The sequence below is a fragment of the Brevundimonas sp. MYb52 genome, assembly GCF_002979535.1.
In the GTDB taxonomy this organism is placed as follows: domain Bacteria; phylum Pseudomonadota; class Alphaproteobacteria; order Caulobacterales; family Caulobacteraceae; genus Brevundimonas.
Map to the genome: position 1 here is coordinate 365,659 of NZ_PCPB01000002.1, position 20,621 is coordinate 386,279.

Below are 20,621 nucleotides of genomic sequence, written 5' to 3' on the forward strand. Positions count from 1 at the left end.
AGGTTTGAGGGGCGACGCCGTTTCTCGCGTAAGCCCAGTCAGACCCCTTACGCGCCTCGCTTTCGGCAGGCGCCATCTTATCGAGACCTGACTTCATGGCGCTGACATCTCTGGACCGTCGAACTCTGCTGCGCGGCGCCGCCCTGGGGGGCGGCATGCTTGGCCTGCAGGGCCTGCTGCCCGCCTGGGCCCAAACCGGATCGCCGGGCTTGCGCGCCGATCTGCCGACCCTGACGGGGCCGAACATCGACCTGAGCGTGGGGCATTCGAACTTCACCGTCGGGGGCCGCACCGGCCACGCCTTCACCGTCAACGGCCTGCTGCCTGCGCCCCTGTTGCGGATGCGCGAGGGGCAGAACGTGCGCCTGTCGGTGACCAATACCCTGGACGAGGACACCTCGATCCACTGGCATGGCCTGCTGCTGCCCTTCCAGATGGACGGCGTGCCGGGCGTCAGCTTCCCCGGCATCAAGCCGCGCGAGACCTTTGTCTATGAGTTCCCGATCAAGCAGTCGGGCACCTACTGGTATCACAGCCATTCGGGCCTGCAGGAGGCCATGGGCCACTATGGCCCCATCGTCATCGACCCGGCGGGCGTCGACCCGGTCGGCTATGACCGCGAGCATGTTCTGGTTCTGTCGGACTGGAGCTTCATGCATCCGCACGAAATCCTGGCCAAGCTGAAGAAGAGCCCCGGCTACTTCAACATGCAGAAGACGACGCTGGCGGGCTTGCTGGATGGTTCGGATCGCCTGAACCTGGAAGAGCGCCGGATCTGGGGCGGGATGCGGATGGATCCGCGCGACATCCTGGACGTCAACGGCACGACCTATACCTATCTGATCAACGGCCACGGTCCGGAGGAGAACTGGACCGGTTTGTTCCGGCCTGGCGAGCGGGTGCGTCTGCGCGTCATCAACGCCTCGGCCATGTCGATCTTCAACGTCCGCATCCCCGGCCTGGCCATGACCGTGGTTCAGGCCGACGGCGAGCACGTGCGCCCGGTCGAGGTCGACGAGTTCCAGATCTCGGTGGCCGAGACCTATGACGTCATCGTTCGCCCCACCGAGGACCGCGCCTACACCATCGTGTCCGAAGCTATCGACCGCTCGGGCATGGGTCGCGCCACCCTGACCCCGCGCATGGGCATGACCGCGGAGGTGCCGCCCCTGCGCAAGGTACCGAACCTGACCATGAAGGACATGGGCATGGGCGGCATGGACCATGGCGCGATGGCCGGTATGGACCACGCTGCGATGGGTCATGGCGCCGCCGCCGGAGCCGCCGCCGCGCCGATGGACCACAGCGGCATGAGCATGCGCGACCCGAACAACGCCCCCGCCGACATGGCGGTCGGGGTCGGGGTGGACGCCATCGCGCCCGCGCCGGCCAACCGCCTGGGCGAGCGACCACAGGGGCTTCAGGATGTCGACCACCGGGTGCTGGTCTATACCGACCTGCGCTCGCTGACGCCGAACACCGACACCCGCGCGCCGTCGCGTTCGATGGAAATCCACCTGACCGGCAATATGGAGCGGTTCATGTGGGGCTTTGACGGTCGCAAGTTCTCGGAGTTGGTCGAACCCATCCGCTTCGAGTTGAACGAGCGGGTGCGCGTCACCCTGGTCAACGACACCATGATGGCCCACCCCATCCACCTGCACGGCCACTTCTTCGAGCTGGTCAACGGCCACGACGGCCATCAACCGTTGAAGCACACAGTCAACGTCGCCCCGGGTTCGAAAGTGACCTTCGACCTGACGGCCAATGCGCCGGGCGACTGGGCCTTCCACTGCCATCTGCTGATGCATATGCACGCGGGGATGTTCAACGTCGTCACGGTTCGTCCGCTGGAAGGAGCCGCCCGATGAGCCGCGCCCTGTTCGCCGCCGTCGCGGTTCTGCCCCTGATGCTGGCCGCCGGGTCCGCCGTCGCTCAGAGCCACGGGGGCCATGCCGGTCACGGCGCCCACGCTGCACCCGCCCGCCCTTCTCAAGCGCGTCCGCCGCAAGCCCGGCCGACGCCCAAGCCCAAGCCGCGCGCCGCCGCGCCTCAGCCCCAGCGCGTCGCGCCGCCGGTCCAGACGCCCGCCGCCGACCCTCATGCTGGTCACACCATGGGCGCCGCTCCGGCGGCCGCGGCCGACCCCCACGCCGGTCATGACATGGGCGGGATGCGAATGGCCCCGGCACAGACGCCGGCGGCTGATCCTCATGCCGGTCACAACATGGCTCCGGCCACGGCGCCTCAAACGACGGACAAGACCTGCACCTGCCCGAAATGCGCCGAGGGCGGCGCGGCCCATGACTGCGCCATACCCGGCGCCTCGTCGGCTGATCCCCATGCTGGCCATGACATGAGCGGGATGGCTCCAGCCACGGCGCCCGCTGCTGACCCTCATGCCGGTCACAATATGGGTGCGACTCCGGCGGCAACGGCTGACCCGCACGCCGGTCACGATATGAGCGGGATGCAGACGGCGCCGATCCAGACGCCGGCTAATGATCCTCACGCGGATCACAAGATGGACCAGACGCCCGCCGCTGATCCCCACGCCAGGCATGACATGTCGGCCATGACCGGCGGCGCGCCCAATATCCCGACCAGCGTGGACGCCGTCGGCGGGCGCATGGTCGAAACGCCGCCGCCCGCCGCGGCCCGCGCCGCGCCGGCTCATGCGGCGGACCTGCTGTTCGACCCCGCCGTCATGGCGGCGTCGAGGAAGCAGCTTCTGGTCGAGAACGGCGACGTGCGGACGACGGCGGTGCTGATTGACGCCATCGAGGCCGGCTTCAGCGACGGCGAAGAAGGCTACAGCTGGAACGCCCAGGGCTGGACCGGCGGCGACATCAACCGCTTCTGGTGGAAGACTGAAGGGGAGGGCGCCTTCGACGGCAAGCTGCACGACGCCGAGGTTCAGGCCCTCTACAGCCGCGCCGTCGCCCCCTTCTGGGACGTGCAGGCGGGCGTTCGACAGGACTTCCGTCCTGATGGCTACGACACCACCCACCTGACCGTCGGGGTGCAGGGCGTGGCGCCCTACTGGTTCGAGATGAGCGCGGCCGCCTTCCTCTCGACCGAGGGCGATCTGACCGCCCGTGCCGAGGCCGAATACGACCAGCGCATCACCCAGAAATGGATCCTGCAACCGGCCGTCGAAGTCGCCTTCTCGGCCAGCGATATCCCCGAGCTGGAGATCGGGTCGGGCCTGACCTCGGTCACGGCGGGGCTGCGTCTGCGCTACGAAATCCGCAAGGAGTTCGCGCCCTATGTCGGGGTCGAGTGGAGCCGTTCGTTCGGCGACACCGCCGACTACGCCAAGGCGCGCGGCGACGACGCGGACGCGACGCGCTTCGTGGTCGGGATCAAGGCCTGGTTTTGATGTGATGGCATGAACGTGCGGCGGGCGGCTTAATCGGCCGCAGCCCTTTCACTGTCTCCGATTGCGAGATGGATGCTGCGAAGGTGCTGGCGAACGGCGGCTGACGACTCTAGGGTTTGCGGCCACGATGCGAGCAAGGAGGGGCCCATGCGCGGACAGGTGCTGTCGTTTGACAGGGAAACGGACGAGGGAGCGATCGTCGGAGACGACGGCGCTCGCTATCGCTTCGCCGGCGTGGACGTTCAATCTTCGTCATCGCCGTTGGAGCCGGGGCAGCGGGTCGATTTCGTCGCGGGCGAGGACCGACAGGCGAAGGAAATCTTTGTTATGCGTCCTGTGGCGCCGGATAGGGACACGAACTCTACAGCCGTTCGGCGCGGGCAGTTCGATCTGGGTCGTGTGATCCAGAGGACTTTTACGAGCATCAGTCAAAATGCGGTGGTCTTCTTTGGCGCGGCGGCCCTGCTGGTCGGCGTACCCAGTGTGCTCGCAGCCTTTGGGCAGGGGGACTTGCTGACAACCGCGTCCGGCTCATCTTTCCTGTTCGTAGCCTTTGGAACGGTGCTCTACCTCGTCGGCCTCTATATTCTGCAGGGCGTCGTGGTGAAGGCGGCCGTCAATGGTTTCAACGGCAAGTCCACTTCGTTCGACAGCGCGCTCGGCGTCGGCATTCAGATGTTCCTGCCTCTGTTGGGCCTGGGAATCGTGGCGGGTTTGGGAATGATGCTAGGCTATTTCCTTCTGATCGTGCCCGGCGTGATGCTCACGGTGCTGTGGTCCGTGGCGGCTCCGGCCGTCGTGGTCGAGAAGCGCGGCATCATGGAGGGGTTGCAACGCAGTCGCGATCTGACGCGGGGTTATCGCTGGCCGGTTTTCGGCCTTCTGGTGATCTATCTGGTTCTGAGCTGGATTGTCGGCGGGGCGATTGGCGGATTGAACCTGGCGCTTGGCGGCAGCTTTGACGCCAGTCCCAATCTCGGCCTCAACCTGATCACCACGCCAATTGTCAATGTCCTGTCCGGCGTCGTGGCCTCGGCGGGCGTGGCGTCGCTCTACTACGAGTTGCGCACTGCCAAGGAAGGCGCTGGCCCCGAGGATCTGGCCTCGATCTTCGACTGATCCGGCAGCGATCAGACGTCGTGCTTGTCGCGGCGTCTGACACCCATCAGCAGCTTTTCCTCGAGACGGCCGCGCAAGGCGGCGTAATAGGCGCTGAGGAAGTCACTGTCGCTTTGGATCGGATCACGGGTCCAGCCGATCTTGGTCGCGATACGGTCAGCCACGGCGCGTTTGGTTTTGCGGTCGCCTTGGCGCAGGACCGATTCAAGAACATGTAGTTCCTTGGCGCCATAGGCGTCGATCTGGGCCGGAGTGAAGTCGTAGGCGGTTCGACGTGGCGCGCCGTCGTCCGCCATGTCGCGGGTCAGCTTGCGGCGTGGCGTCCGTACGACCCAGGTGCCGCCGACCAGATCGCCAAGGCGCAGCCGGTCCTTGTTGAACAGGGGGAAGAAGACGAAAATTCCCGCCCAGACGAAGGCTAGGAGATACATCCAGCTGTCCACGCCGCCCTCGCTGGCGCGGGCGAACAGCACCGACAGGGGCAGGAAGACCTCCAACTCGCGCATGGCGTTGCGGGCGAAGACGGATTCGGCCCTCAGCCGCCCGCCGTCGCGTGAGGCGACGCGCAGGCCCATGATCCGCTTGCCCGGCGTGGCGGCGGCGGCCGATAGCTCGAACGCCGTGAAATAGAAGTTCCGCAGCAGGAAGAAGACGACCAGCCAGAGCACGGCGATCATCTCAGCGCCGGCCCGGCCCGCCGCGCCGATCGCTCCGATGCCGGTGAAGATGACGACCAGGGTGAAAACGACCAGGACGGCGACGATGATGGCCGCGTCCAGCATGAAGGCGGCGGCCCGTTGACCCGCATCGCCGATATTCAGGCGCAGATCGACCCCTTCCGGCGTGATGAAGGCGCGTTCAGTCGAGCGAGGGCGGATGGGCTCAGCGGACATGAGCGGCCTCGCGACGGCGGGCATAGAAGTAGAGGCCCCACACCACGGCGGTCGTCGCCGCCACGGCGTAGCGGGCGCCTGTGTCGACGATCAACTGTCGACCGAAGCCTTCCAGCAAGCCGGCCAGCAACAGCATGACCACAACCCCGCCCATGACGGTCCCTGCCGTTCGTCCGGCCTCGACGGCGGCGTCCAGGCGCCGCTTCTGGCCTGGGAAGGCGATGGACCAGCCGATGCGCAAACCAGCGGCGCCGGCCAGGATCACAGCGAACAGCTCAGTCACGCCGTGGATCAAAAGCCAACCGCCCAGCTCGACGCCTAGACCTCTACTGGCGAACAGGGCGAAGAAGGCCCCGAGAGTGGCGCCATTGTAGAGAACCAGAAGGGCAGTCGGCAGGCAAAGGGCGAACCCTAACGCGAAGGCCAGCAGGGCGACCTGGGCGTTATGGGTGAACAGGAAGGCCGCGAAGACCGACAGGCCGTCCGCGTCTTCCGTGCCGTCCAACGTGGCGCGCAGCGACGCCGTCGAAGCGGCCGGATCGCGACCACCGCCCAGATCGCTGGGCACAAAGGCGTAGAACCACTCGGGCTCATGTATCACCAGCCAGCCAGCGACGACCGCGCCCAGCGCCATCAAAGCCGCCGCGACTAGGGTCTCGCGCCATATGCCCTGAACGGCCCTGGGCCAGTCGTGACGGAAGAAGGACGTAAGACGGTCCTGCAGGGTCGCCCGTGAACCATAGACAAAGAAGTAGGCGCGGGCGGCAAGGGTCTCCAGATAGTCGATCAGACCCTGGTCCAGCGAGGTTTCGCGCGCTACCGAAAGAGCCGAAAGGGTCGAGCGGTACAGCACCGGAACCGCCAGGATTTCGGCGTCGGTCAGTTTGGCGGCGGAGCCCTTTTCGGCCTTGTCCATCAACCGTTCCAGACGACGCCAGTCGTCCTCGCGGGCCTGACGGAAGCGCTGGCTTTTCAACAGGCCGGACGGTCGGGTCTCGGTCACAGCAGATCCCTCCGCTTCAGGTCCAGATAGGCGTTGACGACTTCGGGCCCGATGCGGTCTGCCGGGGCGTCGACGATGTGGGCGCCCATGCGGCGCAGTCGCCCAAGGACGGTCTCGCGCTCGCGTAGCAGCGTCCCAGCCACGACGGCTCTGGCGACGTCTTCGGGTGATTCAGGTGCGGCGGCCGCCAGACCCTCCAATTCGTCGTCGCGCAGGACGACGAAGAGGGCAAGGTGGCGCTTCAGCATCGGAGACAGGGCTTCCAGCATCAGCTCAGCTGCGGTCGGATCGGTGAAGTCGGTGAAGACGACGATCAAGGAGCGACGCCGAAGTTGGCCCGACAGGGTGGCCAGAGCGAGGGTGTAGTTGGTCTCATGCGCAGAGTAGTCGATCCGCCCCGCCACGGCTTGCAAGGTGCGGAAGGCATCCACGCCGCCCAGGGCGCCGGTCGAGATGCGGGGACGGGAGTCAAAGGCGAAGAGACCCGCCCGGTCGCCGCCACGCAGGCAGGCATAGGACAGCAACAGGCCGGCGTGGATGAAGCGGTCTATGCGCGGCATGCCCCCGACCGGCTCGCAGGCAGCACGACCGCAGTCCAGAGCCATGATGACGTTGTGGTTGCGCTCGGTGCGGAACTCCTTGGCCATCAGTGCCGAGTGCCGGGCTGACTGCTTCCAGTCGATGGCGCGACGATCCATGCCCGGCTGATAGTCGCGCAGGGCCTGAAACTCAGAGCCTTCTCCGATTTCGAGTTGGGTCTTGGTCCCGAACTCTGCGTCTCGCGCGAACAGGCGCACGGCCTCATCACGCACCCATTGCAGGTCGGTCAGCACGGGTGCGGGCAGGCTTAGGCTGAATACCTTCTGTTTCCAGGCCAGTCCCATCGGCCCTCGCCAACGGACCCATAGCGCGTCCAGGCTGGCGGCGCCTCTGCGCGTAGGCGTGAAGGGGAAGGCGAGGACGGCGCTTTTTTCCACGACCTCGGCACGACGCGGGGCGTGGTCGAGACCCAGTCGCCCCTCTCCCGACAGGGCCGCCTCCACCTGACGCGGGGCACGTCCAGAGGGCGAGAAACGGATCGCCAGTCCTGCAAGGCCGGGACGTCCGACGGCTGCTCGCACGGGTTCAGGTTCGTCCAATAACAGTCCGGCGCGCGATCCCGCCAAGAGGGCGTCCAGGGCGACGAGCAGCATCAATCCGGCGATCCAGACCGGACCCGCCAGCCATCCGGCGGGGGTCAGAACGCCCACCAGCAGGGCCACAGGCGCGCCTGCCGCCATGACGATCACCGCGCGTCGGCTGGGATAGATCACCGGGGGGCCGCCACCTGATCCACCAGACCGGCCAGCACCTGTTCAACCCGTCTGCCCTCGATCTCGGCAGCCGGTGACAGCACAAGGCGGTGGCGCAGAGCCGGAATCGCCAGCGCCTTCACATCGTCCGGAATGACGTAGTCGCGGCCGTCCAGCGCTGCGCGGGCGCGGGCGGCGACGGCCAGCATGGCCCCTGCACGAGGCGAGGCCCCGGTCTCGACATCCGCCGAATCCCGCGTTGCGCGGACCAGGCCGGCGACATAGGCGACCACCTCTTCGGTCAGCCGCACGTTCGCGACGGTGTCCACGGCGGCGTTGATCGCCGCACTTTCGGCCACAACCGCAACGCCGAGGGCGACAGGGTCCATCTGGCCGGTGCGGGCGCCGTGGGCGGCGATGATGGCCTGTTCCTGCTCGAGCGTCGGATAGTCCAGGACGTGCTTGAACAAGAAGCGATCCAACTGAGCTTCGGGCAGGGGATAGGTGCCCTGTTGCTCGATCGGGTTCTGAGTCGCGACGACGGTGAAGCGGGGGTTCAGCGCATGGGCCTGACCGTCGATAGTGATCTGGCGTTCCTGCATGGCTTCCAGCAGAGCCGCTTGGGTCTTCGGCGGGGTCCGGTTGATCTCATCAGCCAGCAGCAACTCGCAGAAGATCGGTCCATGCGTCAGGGTGAAGCTGGACGTCTGGAAGTTGAACAGGTTGGAGCCGATGATGTCGCCGGGCATCAGGTCGGGCGTGAACTGGATCCGGCCGTAATCCAGGCCGACCGCCTGGGCGAAGCTCTGAGCCAACAGGGTCTTGGCGGTTCCCGGCGGCCCCTCCAGCAGAACGTGGCCGCCAGCGAACAGAGCCGTCAGCAACAGGTCCACGGCGCTGTCCTGGCCCACGACGGCCTTGGCGATCTCGGCGCGGATGCGCTCGGCGATCGTTTTCACCTCATTGACGTCCACGGGTCAGCTCCTGGTTCCATCGGTATAGGGCGCCCGCGACCCGCATCAGGTCGCCGGCAGTCTTGGCCGCCCGAGCCTGTTCGGCCAGGCTTGAGTAGGTGTCGGCGGCGCCGTTGGTTCGTCCGACCCGATCAAGGAAGGCGACCAGCGATGCGTCGCTCAGGTGTCGAGGCGCGCCGATCGCGCGCGCCACTGCGGCGCGGACCAGAAGCGCGTAAGGCGCGGCCATATGATGCTCGCGCCGTGCCAGTCGCACCAGACCGGCCGTGTTGTCAGCCAGGCCGCGCTTGCCCAGGGCTATGATGCGGCCAGTTTCTTGGGCCGGACCAAATCGGATGATCGCCTGGAAGCCGACAAACGCCGCCAAGGCTGCGAGGACCAGGGTCATGCCCAGCAGCGGGGGCTCCAGCATCAGGCGCAGCAGGTTGCGGCTTCGCTTCAAGCCATGAAGGGTGAGGTCGAAGATCACAGGCGAGGGCTGCGCCCGCGCGATGTCAATTAGCGCAACCCCCGTCCTGGCGCCCGCCAGGGTCTTCAAACCCTGGGTGTTGATCAGGTCCGGATCGGCCAGAACATAGGTGCGAAGTTCCTTGTGCATGACCAGCACCGGATGATTTTGGTCATCGACCACGACCGGAATCCAATGTGGGCCGGACAGGGTGCGCAGGCCTTCAACCTTGATCGCGGCGCCGAAGGGCGTGCCGGAAGGGCGGCGCAGGGCGACCGTGGCTGGTCCCTTGCGTGCGATCAGTTCTGAGTTCTCGCGCAGGGCATCGGGAAGGGGGGCGAGCGTTGCGTCAGGCGGCAGGGCGCCGATTGTCCGCACCCAGCCCGGATGCTTGGCATCAGGAATAGCTTGCCATTTGGGTAGGACAATCAGGATGGCGCCGTCATGTCGTATATCCTCAATCTCTTCGGGTTGGGTGTCGGGATTGGGGGTGAGCACCAGAAGACTGTCGCTCGCTTTCTCGGTCAGAACGCCGCGGTTCATCACTACCGGCACGCCGAGATTACGCAGAAGATTGGGCAGGGCTCCGTAGCCCGTGGCGGCGCGCGACAGCGCATGTTCGCCGCCGTTGTTTCCTGACTTCAGTTCCGGCGCATAGGCCGAGAGCAGCCCCAAGCCTGCAAAGCAGACCACCCCGACCAGGACGGCGACGATCATGACGGCGGGCGAAAAGGCTCCGCCAGTGGCCTTCGCCGAGCGGCTCACGCGCGCCAGCCTTCGGGCAGAGCGAAGGCTTCGTAGGCCCGGCGGCAATCAGCGAAGTCGGGCGCGCCAATGGCGTCGCCACCGAACAGGCTGCGCTCGACCACGGCCCCGATCAGGGCGAAGGCGGGGCGCGCCGCGTCGGGCACGGCTTTCAGCGCAGCGATCTCGCGTGTCGTCAGGGAGACGCGGACGGCGCGGGGCTGGCGCTTTTCGATGTCCTGAACGCTGCGCAGCAACAGCAGGTGGGCCGCCTCGGCGTATAGGCCCCGACCGGCCAGGGCGTCGGCTTCCGTCAGAAGATCTCGAGCCGCCTGAGCGTTCGGCCGCCATTCGTCGGGGATGGATGGCGGAGCGGTCAGTTTGGCGCGTGGCGCGCGCAGACGCAAAATCTCGCGTACGATGGCGTACAGGATCAAACCCGCCAGAAGCGCCAGTCCGATCCAGAACACCCATTTCAGGGCAGGCCCTATCGCCTGCAGTAGATCTCCGAGCCAGCGAAACCACTCCGGCGGCGGGGGTGGATCGAAACCGATGCGATCAAACTGAAGAGAATCGTCTTTCAGCAGTCGATCATGCGCTTGCGCCAGAGCCTGGTCGGCCGCCGGATCTCTACCCTGCATCTAAAAAGCCGCCCCTCCTCGAACAGCCAAGGCATACTGGCCACAGGCCTTGAGTCAACGGCGGTTTTTCACCCCATTGCGGTCAAGGCTAAGGGACGATGCTGGCGCGGCTACGGCTGATAGGCGCGCGGGCCGCTGTTGGGCGGGGTGCCGCGGGCCAAGTCGGCCGAGGGCGTCAGCGGGGCCGAGCCGCCGTTCAGGCGGGCGCGATAGACCTGCATGTTTTCCATCACCCGCATCATGTAGTTGCGCGTCTCGGTGAAGGGGGCGCACTCGATGAAGTCAATGGGATCGACCTGTTGGCTGCGCGGGTCGCCACAGCGGGCCACCCATTGCGGCGGGCGGGCCGGACCAGCGTTGTAGCCGACCGTGGCCAGAAGCGGCGAACCGCCGAAGTTGTTGATCAGTTCGCCGAGGTGATAGCTGCCCAGACGCATGTTGGCGTCGGGGTCCCACAGCTGTTCAGCCGAGTACCCGATGCCCATGCGGCGGGCCACGCCCTGACCCGTGGCGGGCAGAAGCTGCATCATGCCGCGCGCATCGGCGTGCGAGCGGGCCAGGGGGTCGAAGCTGGATTCCTGACGCGTGATGGCCAGGGTGAATTCCAGGGGGGCGGCGCCCGAGGTCTGGGGCGGCATGCGGACCGGATACATGCGCTCGGGCATGACGAAGCCGCGCTGGCTGGCGGCGCGGCCAACCATCATGGAGCCGAACTGGTCGCCATAGCCCTGCATCAGGTCGAACAACTGGGTCAGGTCGTAGGGCGAGGGCAGGGTGTCGTCGAGGTGGTAGGCGAAGACCCGCATCAGGGTCTTTTCGCCGGCCGCGCCCAGGATGCGGGTGGCGCGGACGACCTCATTGCCTTCGAATCTGTTGACGTCCTCGGGTGTCGGGGCGGGCTCGCCGGGCAGGGTCAGGGTCGTGATCCCGGCTTTCTCGGCGGCGAGTTGGCCGTAGAAGGTCTGCCAGTGTTCGGCGCCCGCCTGATAATAGGCCTGTGCGTTCTGCCGGTCGCCGCGCGCCTCGGCGGCGCGGCCCAGCCAGTAGAGGGCGCGGCCCTGGGTGATCGGGGTCGAGGAGCTGTTGCGCAGGACCTCGAAATGCTGTGCGGCGGCGGCCGGGTCGTTCAGCTTGGTCAGGGCGACCCAGCCGGCGAAGAACTCGGCGTCCACCTTGCGCTCGCCCGAGGGGAAGCCATGGCCGTTCATGGCGGCGTAGGCGGCGCGGGGGTTGCCCTGTTGCAGGGCGTCGAGGAAGTAGTTGCGGCGTTCGCTCCACAGCGTGTCCTGGCCCTCCTTGTGCGAGGGCGCGGCGGGCAGGGCGGACAGCAGGGGGAAGGCCTCGGACTGGCGACCGGCCGAGCGCAGCAGGCGGACGCGTTCCAGGACCACGGCCGGGTCATTGGCGACGGCGGGCGACAGGCCGGCCACGATGGCGTCCGGCGAATAGGCGGTGCGCAGGGCCATGGCGGCGTTGGCGACGGCCTGACGGTCGGTCGGGACCATATAGACCATGGCGCGGGTCGCCGGGCCGTGCGGGCCGAGCAGCAGCATGTTCAGGCGCGTGGCGTGATCGTCAGTGTTGAGCCATCCGCCCCAGCGGTTGGCGATGACGGATTGCTGGGCTTCCTCGAACGAACGGGTGCGCCACCAGTCGCGGATTAGGGCTTGAGCCTCGTCGCGCTGGCCCTTTTGTTCGAGCGCGCCGGCCAGGGCGATCGCGCCGTCGGCAGTCGTGGGGGCCGAGCCGTTGAAGAAGGCGACGACGGTGTCGGGTGACGCATTGGCCAGACCCAGGGCGCGCTCGCCCGCCGCACGACGCGAATCACTACGGGGCCAGTTGGCCAGGTCCGATTGGGCGCGGGCGAGATCGGCGTAGGAAAGTTGCTTGTCCGAGGTATCGACCAGGGCCCATTCGACCAGCTTCCTGGCCGTGGGATCGGAAATGCGCGTCATCACCGATTGCGTGCCGATCACATCGCGAGCGCGAGCCGAGGCCAGACCTTGCTGGAACAGGGCCATGTCCTGGCCGCTGATGACGCCATTCTGACTGGAGGAATAGCCCACAGGCGTGCTGGTCAACACGTCCTGGGTCGGCGGAGTCAGAATCGCCAGGGCGGCGGCCACGGTCGTCGCGATCATCAGATGTCCGATCCTCATTCATCACTGGTTGCGGCCGAGCGGCGAGCAACCTACGCTCCCTGCCTCTTCAAAAGGACGGCCCATGCCGCCCGAAACACCGCGCAGGTAACTTGTTTCAATGACCGCCCCCTTGTTCAAGGGCGTGATCACCGCCTTGATCACACCTCTTCGTGACGGAAACGTGGACGAAGGGGCATTCGAAAAACTCCTGGAACGCCAGATCGCCGCAGGCGTCCATGGCGTGGTGCCGGTCGGCACGACGGGGGAAAGCGCCACCCTGAGGATGGACGAGCACAAACGCGTCATCGAGCAGTGCGTGAACATCGCGGCGGGCCGCGTAAGCGTGATCGCCGGCGCGGGATCGAACGCCACGCATGAGGCCATCGAGCTGTCGGCCTTCGCCAAGGAGGTCGGCGCCGACGCGACCCTGGTGGTGACGCCCTATTACAACAAGCCTTCGCAGGAAGGGATGATCGCCCACTTCGAAGCGATCTCCGACGCCGTGCAGATTCCCATGCTGCTCTACAACGTGCCGAGCCGATGCGGCGTCGATCTGTCGAACGAGGCGGTCGCGCATCTGGCGGACAATCCGAACATCGTCGGCATCAAGGACGCCACCAGCGACATCTCGCGAGTGAGCTGGATGCGGAGCCATATCAACGGCCCGTTCGACCTGATCAGCGGCGATGACGCCACCTGGCTGGGCTATGCCGCCACCGGAGGCGTGGGCGTGATTTCGGTCACCTCCAACGTCGCGCCGGAAGCCATGGTCGCCATGTATGACGCGGTCGCCGCGGGTGATTTCGCTACAGCGCGGACCTTGCAGGATCGTCTGATCGGCCTGCACAAGGCGCTGTTCCTCGATAACTCGCCGTCACCGGCCAAATACGCCCTGGCCAGGCTCGGCCTGTGCAGCGAGGAAGTCCGTCTGCCTCTGTCCCTGACCCGCGACGCCGTGAAACCCGCCATAGATCAAGCCATGGCGGAAGCCGGGGTCATCTGATGGCCGCCGATGCGCCCAAGAAGGTGATCGCCGAGAACCGGCGCGCGCGCTTCGACTATTTCCTCGAGGACTATATCGAGGCCGGGATCCAGTTGCTGGGGACCGAGATCAAGGCGCTGCGCGACGGTCGGGCCAATATCGCCGAGAGCTATGCGGCGGTGGAGGGGCGCGAGATCGTCCTGATCAACTCGGACATTCCGCCCTACAAGCAGGCCAACCGCTTCAACCACGAGCCGCGCCGTCACCGGAAGCTGCTGTTGCACCGCAAGCAGATCGACAAGCTGATCGGCGCTGTTCAGCGCGACGGGCGGACCATCATTCCTGTGCGCCTCTACCTGAACGAAAAGGGCAAGGCCAAGCTCGAGATCGCGCTGGCCAAGGGCAAGAAGCTGCACGACAAGCGCGAGGCCTCGGCTGAACGCGACTGGCAGCGCGACAAGGCTCGCCTGCTGCGCGACAAGGGCTGAGTTTGCGGTTCCGCTTTGCGGCGCGGGCGACGCGCGATAAACGACAATTCCTGGGGCGCGTCTTGCGGAGTTCACGGTGAAGATAGCCGAACGCTGGTTCGTTATGGCGGGCGTCGCCTTGCTGGGCGGCATTGCCGTGGCCGGGCTGGTCGTGGCCATCTATGCGGCCTGGGTCCTGCACGACATGCCGGATGCGTCGGAGCTGGCGGACTATCGCCCGGCGACGGCCACGCGCGTCTTCGCCGGCGACGGCACCCTGATCGGTGAGTTCTCGGACGAGCGGCGCATCTACGTCACCTATGACCAGGTGCCGGACCAGGTGATCCACGCTTTCCTGGCCGCCGAAGACAGCCACTTCTTCCAGCACGGCGGCATCGACGTGTCCGGCATCGGCCGGGCCATGTTCAAGAACGTGTTCAATGTTGTGTCGGGGCGGCGCCTTGAGGGCGGTTCGACCATCACTCAGCAGGTAGCCAAGAACGTCCTGCTGACCAACGAATCCAGTCTGAACCGCAAGCTGAAAGAGGCCATCCTTTCCAGCCGCCTGGAAGCGACTCTGACTAAGGAACAGATCCTTGAGCTGTATCTGAACGAGATCTACCTGGGTTATCGCTCCTATGGCGTGGCTTCGGCGGCCTACAACTATTTCGGCAAGTCGCTGAACCAGCTGACGCCGGACGAGGCGGCCTTCCTGGCGGCCCTGCCCAAGGGACCGAACAACTATAATCCCAAGCGTCACCCCGCGGCCGCCAAGGGGCGTCGCGACTGGGTGCTGGGCGAGATGGCCGACAACAAGTGGCTGACGCAAGAAGAGTTGGCGACGGCTCTGGCGCGCCCGCTGAACACCCGCGCGGCCCCGCGTCGGGCAGAATACGCCGATGCTGACTTCTTCGTCGAAGAGGCGCGGCGTCGCGCCATTGGCCTGTTCGGTCAGGAAGAGGTCAACCGCGGCGGCTACTACATGCGCACCACGTTGGACCCCAAACTGCAGTCCGCGGCCCGCGACGCGCTGATGAACGGGCTGGAACGCTATGACCGCCGTCACGGCTGGCGCGGCGCCTGGGGCACGACTGACTTCGCTGAAGGCTGGCAGGCCGACGCGCTCAAGAAGAACACCCCGCCCGAACGCCGTACCTGGCAGGCCGCCGCCGTCGAAAGCGTCGTCGGCAACAACGTCCGCGTTCGCACGGCTCGGGACAACCGCACGGGCTCGCTGATCGTCTCCGACGCCGCCTGGGCCAACGCCAATCGCCAGTTGAAGCGCGGCGACCTGGTCTTTGTCGAGCCGCAAGGCGGCCAGTTTGCGCTGAAACAGGTCCCAGCCGTGAACGGAGCCCTGGTGGCCATCGAACCCCAGTCGGGCCGTGTCCTGGCAATGGTCGGCGGCTATTCCTACGCCCTGTCCAGCTTCAACCGAGCAACCCAAGCCGAACGCCAGCCCGGTTCTGCTTACAAGCCCTTCGTCTATGCGGCGGCGCTTGAGGGCGACTTCAACCCGACAAGCATCGTGCTGGACGCGCCGATCAGCTTTGCCGGCGGCGCCAATGGCGGCCGCTGGACGCCTGAGAACTACAGCCGTCAGTACTACGGACCTCAGAGCTTGCGACGGGGGCTGGAGCTGTCGCGCAACGTCATGACCGTCCGCCTGGCGCAGGCCGTGGGCATGAAGAACATCGTTGAACTGTCCAAGAAGATGGGCGTGGCTGATGATATGCAGCCCAACCTGTCCGTATCCTTGGGGGCAGGGGAGACGACGCCCTATCGCTTGACCGCTGCCTATGCGGCCTTCGTCAACGGCGGCCGTCGCGTCGACCCCTATCTGATCGAGATGGTTCAGGATCGAAACGGCCAGACCATCCACCGCGCCGACCGTCGCCAGTGCCGCGATTGCGGCCGGGGCTTCAGCGGTCAGGAATCGCCGCGTCTGCAGGACCGCGGGACCCAGGTCATCGATCCGATCACCGCCTATCAGATCAGCTCCATGCTGGAAGGCGTGATCCAGCGCGGCACCGGCGCAGGCGCGCGTAGCCTGGGCCGGTGGGTGGGGGGCAAGACTGGCACGACCAATGAATACCGCTCGGCCTGGTTCGTCGGCTTCTCCAGCGACATCGTGGTCGGTGTCTTCGTCGGCTTTGACGACAACCGTTCGCTGGGCGGCGGTGAGGCCGGGGCAGCGACCGCCGTGCCGATCTTCACCGACTTCATGCAGGTCGCGCTGAAGGAACGTCCGGCACGACCCTTCGTCCGACCCAAGAACGCTGTCTTCCGCACGGTCAACGGTATCGAGGAGGCCTTCCGACCCGGCACCGAGCGCCAGATCCGCGAAGAAGCGCCGCGCCCTGTCCAGCCGGAAGGGCCGCAGAACTACTACGACGTGGTCCGCCGCGAGCAGGAGGCCGCCAAGGGACCAGCGCCGTCCAGCGCCGCGCCGGCGCCCGTTGCACCGCCGCCGCCCAAGAAGGAACCGGCCGAGGACTTGAGCGGACTCTACTGAGGCTCTAGTTAGACCCATCAACCGGCGCGCCTGTTCGCAGGCGCGCCGTTTATTTTCGTTGCTTTCCCTATCGGTCCGCACGCGGTGCGGCTCTGCTTGAGGGAGGGCGTTTGTTTCGCAGGAGTTTGCGATGAGACCGGATGTCGAGGCCATGAAGGCCGACATCGAGCAGAGCGTCGCTCTGCTCAGGAGGCGTCTTTGACTGGGATGTCTCGCTTCGAAAACTGGATGAGCTGAACGCTCGGGTCGAAGATCCGACCCTTTGGGACAATCCTGAACAGGCCCAGGCCGTCAGCCGCGATCGCTCGCGCCTGGAAGGTCAGATCAATAGCGTTCGTGCGCTGGAAACCGATCTGGAAGATGGCGTCATGCTGGCTGAAATGGCCGACGAGGAGGGCGACGAAGCCACCCTTGAGGAGGCCCGAGAACAGCTGCGCGGCGTCAAGGATCGCGCCGCCCGCGCCGAGCTTGAAGCTCTGCTGTCCGGCGAGGCTGACGGCAACGACGCCTATCTGGAAGTGAACTCCGGCGCTGGCGGCACCGAGTCCAACGACTGGGCCGGCATGTTGCTGCGTATGTACTCGCGGTGGGCCAAGGCCCACGGCTATGAGGTCACGATCGAGGCCCACGAAGAGGGCGAGCAGGCGGGGGTCAAGTCGGCCACAATCCTGATCGAGGGACCGAACGCCTATGGCTGGCTGAAGTCGGAATCGGGCGTGCACCGGCTGGTCCGCATCAGCCCGTATGATGCGGCGGCCAAGCGCCACACCAGCTTCGCCTCCATTGGGGTGTCGCCCGTCGTGGACGATACGATCGAGATCGATATCAACCCGTCGGATGTGCGCACCGACACCTATCGCGCTTCGGGCGCGGGCGGTCAGCACATCAACAAGACGGACTCGGCCGTGCGTCTGACCCACGTTCCGACCAACACGGTCGTGGCCTGTCAGGCTGGTCGTTCGCAGCACCAGAACCGCGACATGGCGTGGAAGATGCTGCGCGCCCGACTGTACGAACTGGAACTGCAGAAGCGTGAGGCGGCGGCTCAGGCCCTGGCTGACGCCAAGACCGACATCGGATGGGGTCACCAGATCCGATCCTATGTCCTGCAGCCGTATCAGATGGTCAAGGACCTGCGCACCGAGGTTGAGACCTCGGACACGCAAGGGGTTCTGGACGGCGACCTGGACAGGTTCATGGGCGCAGCCCTGGCGGCCCGGGTCGGAGAAACCCGCGACGGGAACTAAAAAAGGGGCGGCCCAGCAGGGCCGCCCCTTTTCATTTGTCCGATCGGCGGATTCAGGCGGCGGGCTTGGCCTCGACCTTGTCGGTCTTGGCGTTGGCGGCGGCGGGCTTTTCAGCCGTAGCCGGCGTATCCAGCATATTGGCGCCGGGCGTGTCGCGCTTGGCCTGGGTGCAGCGGCCCTGGAACCAGGCGCCCTGTTCGATCGACAACTGCTCCTGGGTGATGTCGCCCTCGATGCGAGCTGTGGCGAACAGCTTGACCTGTTTGGCGACGATGGCGCCCGAGACGCGGCCGCGCACATCCAGGACGTCGGCGTGGACGGTGCCCTCTACTGAGCCGCCTTCACCGATGGTGACGCGCACCACGCGGATGTCGCCCTTCAGCGAGCCATCGACCTGAAGTTCGCCCGCGCCCGAGATATTGCCCTCGTATTTTACCCCGGCCGACAGGGTCGACAGGCTGGACGAACGCGAGCTCGCCGCCGGGCGCGAGGGCTCAGGCGCACGCGGTGCAGCAGGCGTGACCGAAGGCGTGGCGGCGGGCGTCGGTTCCGGCGCAGGGGGAATGCCCATGCCGCTGGACGGGCCGTTGTCGAAGGGTTTGCTCTTGTTGAACATGGTGCTCTCCGCATCTCGCCAGCAAGGCCGGCCTAATCCTACTGTTGCCCCTTGGGCGGCAGTTAGGGGCAGGTCGGCGATGGAGGCAAGCTTGGCCTCAGAGCATTCGGCGGATCAAAGTGATTGGGCCGCTTCCAGCACCTGTTCGGCGTGGCCCTTGACCTTGACGCTGCGCCACACGCGGCGCACCACGCCCGTGCCGTCGATCAGGAAGGTGGCGCGTTCGACACCCATATATTCCCGGCCGTAGAGCTTCTTCATGATCCAAGTGCCGTAGGCCTCGCAGACCACGCCGTCCTCGTCCGAGCCGAGGATGACCTTGAGGTCGTGCTTGGCCTTGAAGCGGTCCAGCTTCTTCACCGCGTCGCGGGAGACGCCGATGACGACGGTGTTCGCCGCAGCGAACGGATCGGCCAGGGCCGAGAAGTCCAACCCTTCCGTCGTGCAGCCGGGGGTATCGGCCTTGGGGTAGAAGTAGAGGACGAACGACTTGCCCTTCAGCGCATCCAGCGTGACGCGGCCGTCGCCGTCGGTGGCGAGATCGAACGCGGGGGCGGCCTGGCCTTCGGTGATGTCGGTCATCTCAATCTCTCCGCTCATCCCGGCGGACGCCGGGACCCAGTGAGAGCCCCGGCGACGCCGGTTGAGTGATGGCAGCAAAACCAACTGCTGCATTTGAAGCCAAAGCACTGGATCCCGGCGTCCGCCGGGATGAGCGGGGTTTAGATGGGACGCACCAGCACGATCTTCTTCTTGCCCGCTGCCAGCTTCAGCACGCCGTCGGCGTTGACGTCGGCGTCCTCGATCAGACGGGCGCCGTCGGCGATGGCTTCGTCGTTCAGACGCAGACCACCGCCCTGGGCCAGGCGGCGCGCCTCGCCGTTGGACGTGGTCAGGCCAGCCTTGGTCACGACGGCGGCGATCATGGCGCCGATCACCTCATCCTTCGGCAGTTCGACGGTCGGCAGATCGGCCGAAAGCTGGCCCTTCTCGAAGGCGGCCTCGGCGGCGGCGCGGGCTGTTTGGGCCGCCTCCGAGCCGTGCAGCATCGAGGTGGCCGCGTCTGCCAGAGCCTTCTTGGCCTCGTTGATGCCGGCGCCTTCCATGGCTTCGTAAAGCGCGATCTGATCCAGCGGCAGGTCGGTGAACAGGCGCATGAAGCGGCCGACGTCGGCGTCCTCGGCGTTGCGCCAGAACTGCCAGTAGTCATAGGGGCTGAGCTGCTCGGCGTTCAGCCAGACCGCGCCTTGCGCCGTCTTGCCCATCTTGCCGCCCGAGGCCGTGGTTAGCAGCGGCGTGGTCAGGCCGAAGGAGGCCTTCTGGTCCACGCGGCGGACCAGATCGACGCCCGAGGTGATGTTGCCCCACTGATCCGAGCCGCCCATCTGCAGCGTCACGTTCAGCGAACGGTTCAGCTCCAGGAAGTCCACCGACTGCATCAGCATGTAGTTGAACTCGAGGAAGGTCATCGGCTGCTCTCGCTCGAGGCGCAGCTTGACCGAGTCGAAGCTCAGCATCCGGTTGATGGTGAAATGCGTGCCGTAGTCGCGCAGGAACTCGACGTAGCCGAACTTGGACAGCCAGTCGTTGTTGTCGACCATGACGGCGTCGGACGGACCGTCGCCGAAGGTCAGGAACTTCTCGAACACGGTCTTGATCGAGGCGATGTTGGCCTGGATCGTTTCGTCGGTCAGCTGCGGGCGCGAGGCGTCCTTGCCGGTCGGGTCGCCGACCTTGGTGGTGCCGCCGCCCATCAGGACGACGGGCTTGTGCCCGGCCTGCTGCAGGCGGCGCAGCATCATGATCTGGATCAGGCTGCCGACGTGCAGGCTGGGCGCCGTGGCGTCGAAGCCGATGTAGGCCGTCACGATCCCGTTCGAGGCGGCGTCGTCCAACTCCACCGGGTGGGTCACCTGGTGGATATAGCCGCGCGATTGCAGGGTCTTGAGGAAGTCGGACTTGAAGGCTTGGTCGGTCATGGACGGCTCCGTAGCAGGGATGCCGGCGGCCGTCTTCCTTGTCGGGAAGTCGCGCCGCCAGCGAAGGCGGCACGAGATCGCGGCCGCTCGCTAGCTCAGCGAACGGTAATACAGGCCGGAAATGGCGCGGGCGGCGATCATGGGCGCTAGCTACGGCGTGCGTGACGTGGCAGTCAAC

17 protein-coding genes are annotated in these 20,621 nt (G+C 66.2%); 7 read left to right on the forward strand and 10 right to left on the reverse strand.

Features of this window, described 5'->3' with window-relative positions; all coding sequences use genetic code 11:
- Positions 1-95 precede the first annotated feature (95 nt).
- The 3 genes from CQ039_RS05205 (at position 96) to CQ039_RS05215 (ending at position 4,501) form a co-directional block, all read left to right on the forward strand.
- Positions 96-1,871 carry a copper resistance system multicopper oxidase gene (locus CQ039_RS05205; protein WP_105563376.1) on the forward strand — a complete coding sequence of 592 codons (1,776 nt, stop codon included), beginning with the start codon at positions 96-98 and terminating at the stop codon, positions 1,869-1,871.
- Positions 1,868-3,382 carry a copper resistance protein B gene (locus tag CQ039_RS16805; protein ID WP_233190211.1) on the forward strand — a complete coding sequence of 505 codons (1,515 nt, stop codon included), beginning with the start codon at positions 1,868-1,870 and terminating at the stop codon, positions 3,380-3,382. Before CQ039_RS05205 ends, CQ039_RS16805 begins: the two co-directional genes overlap by 4 nt.
- Before the next feature lie 147 nt (positions 3,383-3,529).
- On the forward strand, positions 3,530-4,501 hold the full coding sequence (locus tag CQ039_RS05215) for a hypothetical protein (protein WP_105563375.1): 972 nt from the start codon (positions 3,530-3,532) through the stop codon (positions 4,499-4,501).
- An 11-nt stretch (positions 4,502-4,512) separates the two neighbouring features.
- Here CQ039_RS05215 and CQ039_RS05220 read toward each other — a convergent pair whose 3' ends face one another.
- From CQ039_RS05220 to CQ039_RS05250, 7 genes are all read right to left on the reverse strand, one after another.
- Positions 4,513-5,394, reverse strand: a complete 882-nt coding sequence (locus tag CQ039_RS05220) for an RDD family protein (protein WP_105563374.1) — start codon at positions 5,392-5,394, stop codon at positions 4,513-4,515.
- Positions 5,384-6,397, reverse strand: coding sequence for a stage II sporulation protein M (locus tag CQ039_RS05225; RefSeq protein ID WP_233190210.1), 1,014 nt, complete (start codon positions 6,395-6,397; stop codon positions 5,384-5,386). The genes CQ039_RS05220 and CQ039_RS05225 overlap by 11 nt, the downstream gene beginning before the upstream one ends.
- Positions 6,394-7,710, reverse strand: coding sequence for a DUF58 domain-containing protein (locus CQ039_RS05230; RefSeq protein WP_105563373.1), 1,317 nt, complete (start codon positions 7,708-7,710; stop codon positions 6,394-6,396). The genes CQ039_RS05225 and CQ039_RS05230 overlap by 4 nt, the downstream gene beginning before the upstream one ends.
- A complete protein-coding gene (locus CQ039_RS05235) occupies positions 7,707-8,663 on the reverse strand; it encodes a MoxR family ATPase (protein WP_105563372.1) in 957 nt (318 codons plus the stop codon). Before CQ039_RS05235 ends, CQ039_RS05230 begins: the two co-directional genes overlap by 4 nt.
- A complete protein-coding gene (locus CQ039_RS05240; protein ID WP_233190209.1) occupies positions 8,650-9,876 on the reverse strand; it encodes a DUF4350 domain-containing protein in 1,227 nt (408 codons plus the stop codon). Before CQ039_RS05240 ends, CQ039_RS05235 begins: the two co-directional genes overlap by 14 nt.
- Complete coding sequence (locus CQ039_RS05245; protein ID WP_105563371.1) at positions 9,873-10,496, reverse strand: hypothetical protein; 624 nt, start codon at positions 10,494-10,496, stop codon at positions 9,873-9,875. The genes CQ039_RS05240 and CQ039_RS05245 overlap by 4 nt, the downstream gene beginning before the upstream one ends.
- A gap of 110 nt (positions 10,497-10,606) precedes the next feature.
- Entirely contained in the window at positions 10,607-12,637 is a 2,031-nt protein-coding gene (locus CQ039_RS05250; RefSeq protein ID WP_233190208.1) for a lytic transglycosylase domain-containing protein, read from the reverse strand.
- Positions 12,638-12,755: 118 nt separating this feature from the next.
- On the opposite strand from CQ039_RS05250, the gene dapA reads away from it, so the two are divergent.
- From dapA to prfB, 4 genes are all read left to right on the forward strand, one after another.
- Positions 12,756-13,640, forward strand: a complete 885-nt coding sequence (gene dapA, locus CQ039_RS05255; protein ID WP_105563369.1) for a 4-hydroxy-tetrahydrodipicolinate synthase — start codon at positions 12,756-12,758, stop codon at positions 13,638-13,640.
- Positions 13,640-14,107 (forward strand): SsrA-binding protein SmpB, encoded by a 468-nt coding sequence (gene smpB, locus CQ039_RS05260; protein WP_105563368.1) that lies wholly within the window; start codon positions 13,640-13,642, stop codon positions 14,105-14,107. Before dapA ends, smpB begins: the two co-directional genes overlap by 1 nt.
- Positions 14,108-14,210: 103 nt before the next feature.
- Positions 14,211-16,601: a penicillin-binding protein 1A gene (locus CQ039_RS05265; protein ID WP_105563367.1), complete on the forward strand. Its 2,391-nt coding sequence runs from the start codon at positions 14,211-14,213 to the stop codon at positions 16,599-16,601.
- Positions 16,602-16,731: 130 nt separating this feature from the next.
- A protein-coding gene (gene prfB / locus CQ039_RS05270; protein WP_105563366.1) for a peptide chain release factor 2 occupies positions 16,732-17,848 on the forward strand; the annotation gives its coding sequence in 2 pieces (ribosomal slippage) (positions 16,732-16,800 and positions 16,802-17,848; 1,116 coding nt in all).
- Between the two features lie 52 nt (positions 17,849-17,900).
- On the opposite strand, the gene CQ039_RS05275 is transcribed toward prfB, so the two are convergent.
- From CQ039_RS05275 to tyrS, 3 genes are all read right to left on the reverse strand, one after another.
- Positions 17,901-18,464, reverse strand: coding sequence for a polymer-forming cytoskeletal protein (locus CQ039_RS05275; RefSeq protein WP_105563365.1), 564 nt, complete (start codon positions 18,462-18,464; stop codon positions 17,901-17,903).
- Positions 18,465-18,578: 114 nt separating this feature from the next.
- Entirely contained in the window at positions 18,579-19,046 is a 468-nt protein-coding gene (locus CQ039_RS05280; protein WP_105563364.1) for a peroxiredoxin, read from the reverse strand.
- Positions 19,047-19,186: 140 nt separating this feature from the next.
- On the reverse strand, positions 19,187-20,443 hold the full coding sequence (gene tyrS / locus CQ039_RS05285) for a tyrosine--tRNA ligase (RefSeq protein ID WP_105564949.1): 1,257 nt from the start codon (positions 20,441-20,443) through the stop codon (positions 19,187-19,189).
- Positions 20,444-20,621 lie beyond the last annotated feature (178 nt).

Coding starts and splice junctions, on each gene's coding strand:
- CQ039_RS05205 (WP_105563376.1), top strand. CDS start 96: ATGGCGCTGACATCTCTGGACCGTCGAACTCTGCTGCGCGGCGCCGCC.
- CQ039_RS16805 (WP_233190211.1), top strand. CDS start 1,868: ATGAGCCGCGCCCTGTTCGCCGCCGTCGCGGTTCTGCCCCTGATGCTG.
- CQ039_RS05215 (WP_105563375.1), top strand. CDS start 3,530: ATGCGCGGACAGGTGCTGTCGTTTGACAGGGAAACGGACGAGGGAGCG.
- CQ039_RS05220 (WP_105563374.1), bottom strand. CDS start 5,394: ATGTCCGCTGAGCCCATCCGCCCTCGCTCGACTGAACGCGCCTTCATC.
- CQ039_RS05245 (WP_105563371.1), bottom strand. CDS start 10,496: ATGCAGGGTAGAGATCCGGCGGCCGACCAGGCTCTGGCGCAAGCGCAT.
- CQ039_RS05250 (WP_233190208.1), bottom strand. CDS start 12,637: ATGATCGCGACGACCGTGGCCGCCGCCCTGGCGATTCTGACTCCGCCG.
- dapA (WP_105563369.1), top strand. CDS start 12,756: ATGACCGCCCCCTTGTTCAAGGGCGTGATCACCGCCTTGATCACACCT.
- smpB (WP_105563368.1), top strand. CDS start 13,640: ATGGCCGCCGATGCGCCCAAGAAGGTGATCGCCGAGAACCGGCGCGCG.
- CQ039_RS05265 (WP_105563367.1), top strand. CDS start 14,211: ATGGCGGGCGTCGCCTTGCTGGGCGGCATTGCCGTGGCCGGGCTGGTC.
- CQ039_RS05275 (WP_105563365.1), bottom strand. CDS start 18,464: ATGTTCAACAAGAGCAAACCCTTCGACAACGGCCCGTCCAGCGGCATG.
- CQ039_RS05280 (WP_105563364.1), bottom strand. CDS start 19,046: ATGACCGACATCACCGAAGGCCAGGCCGCCCCCGCGTTCGATCTCGCC.
- tyrS (WP_105564949.1), bottom strand. CDS start 20,443: ATGACCGACCAAGCCTTCAAGTCCGACTTCCTCAAGACCCTGCAATCG.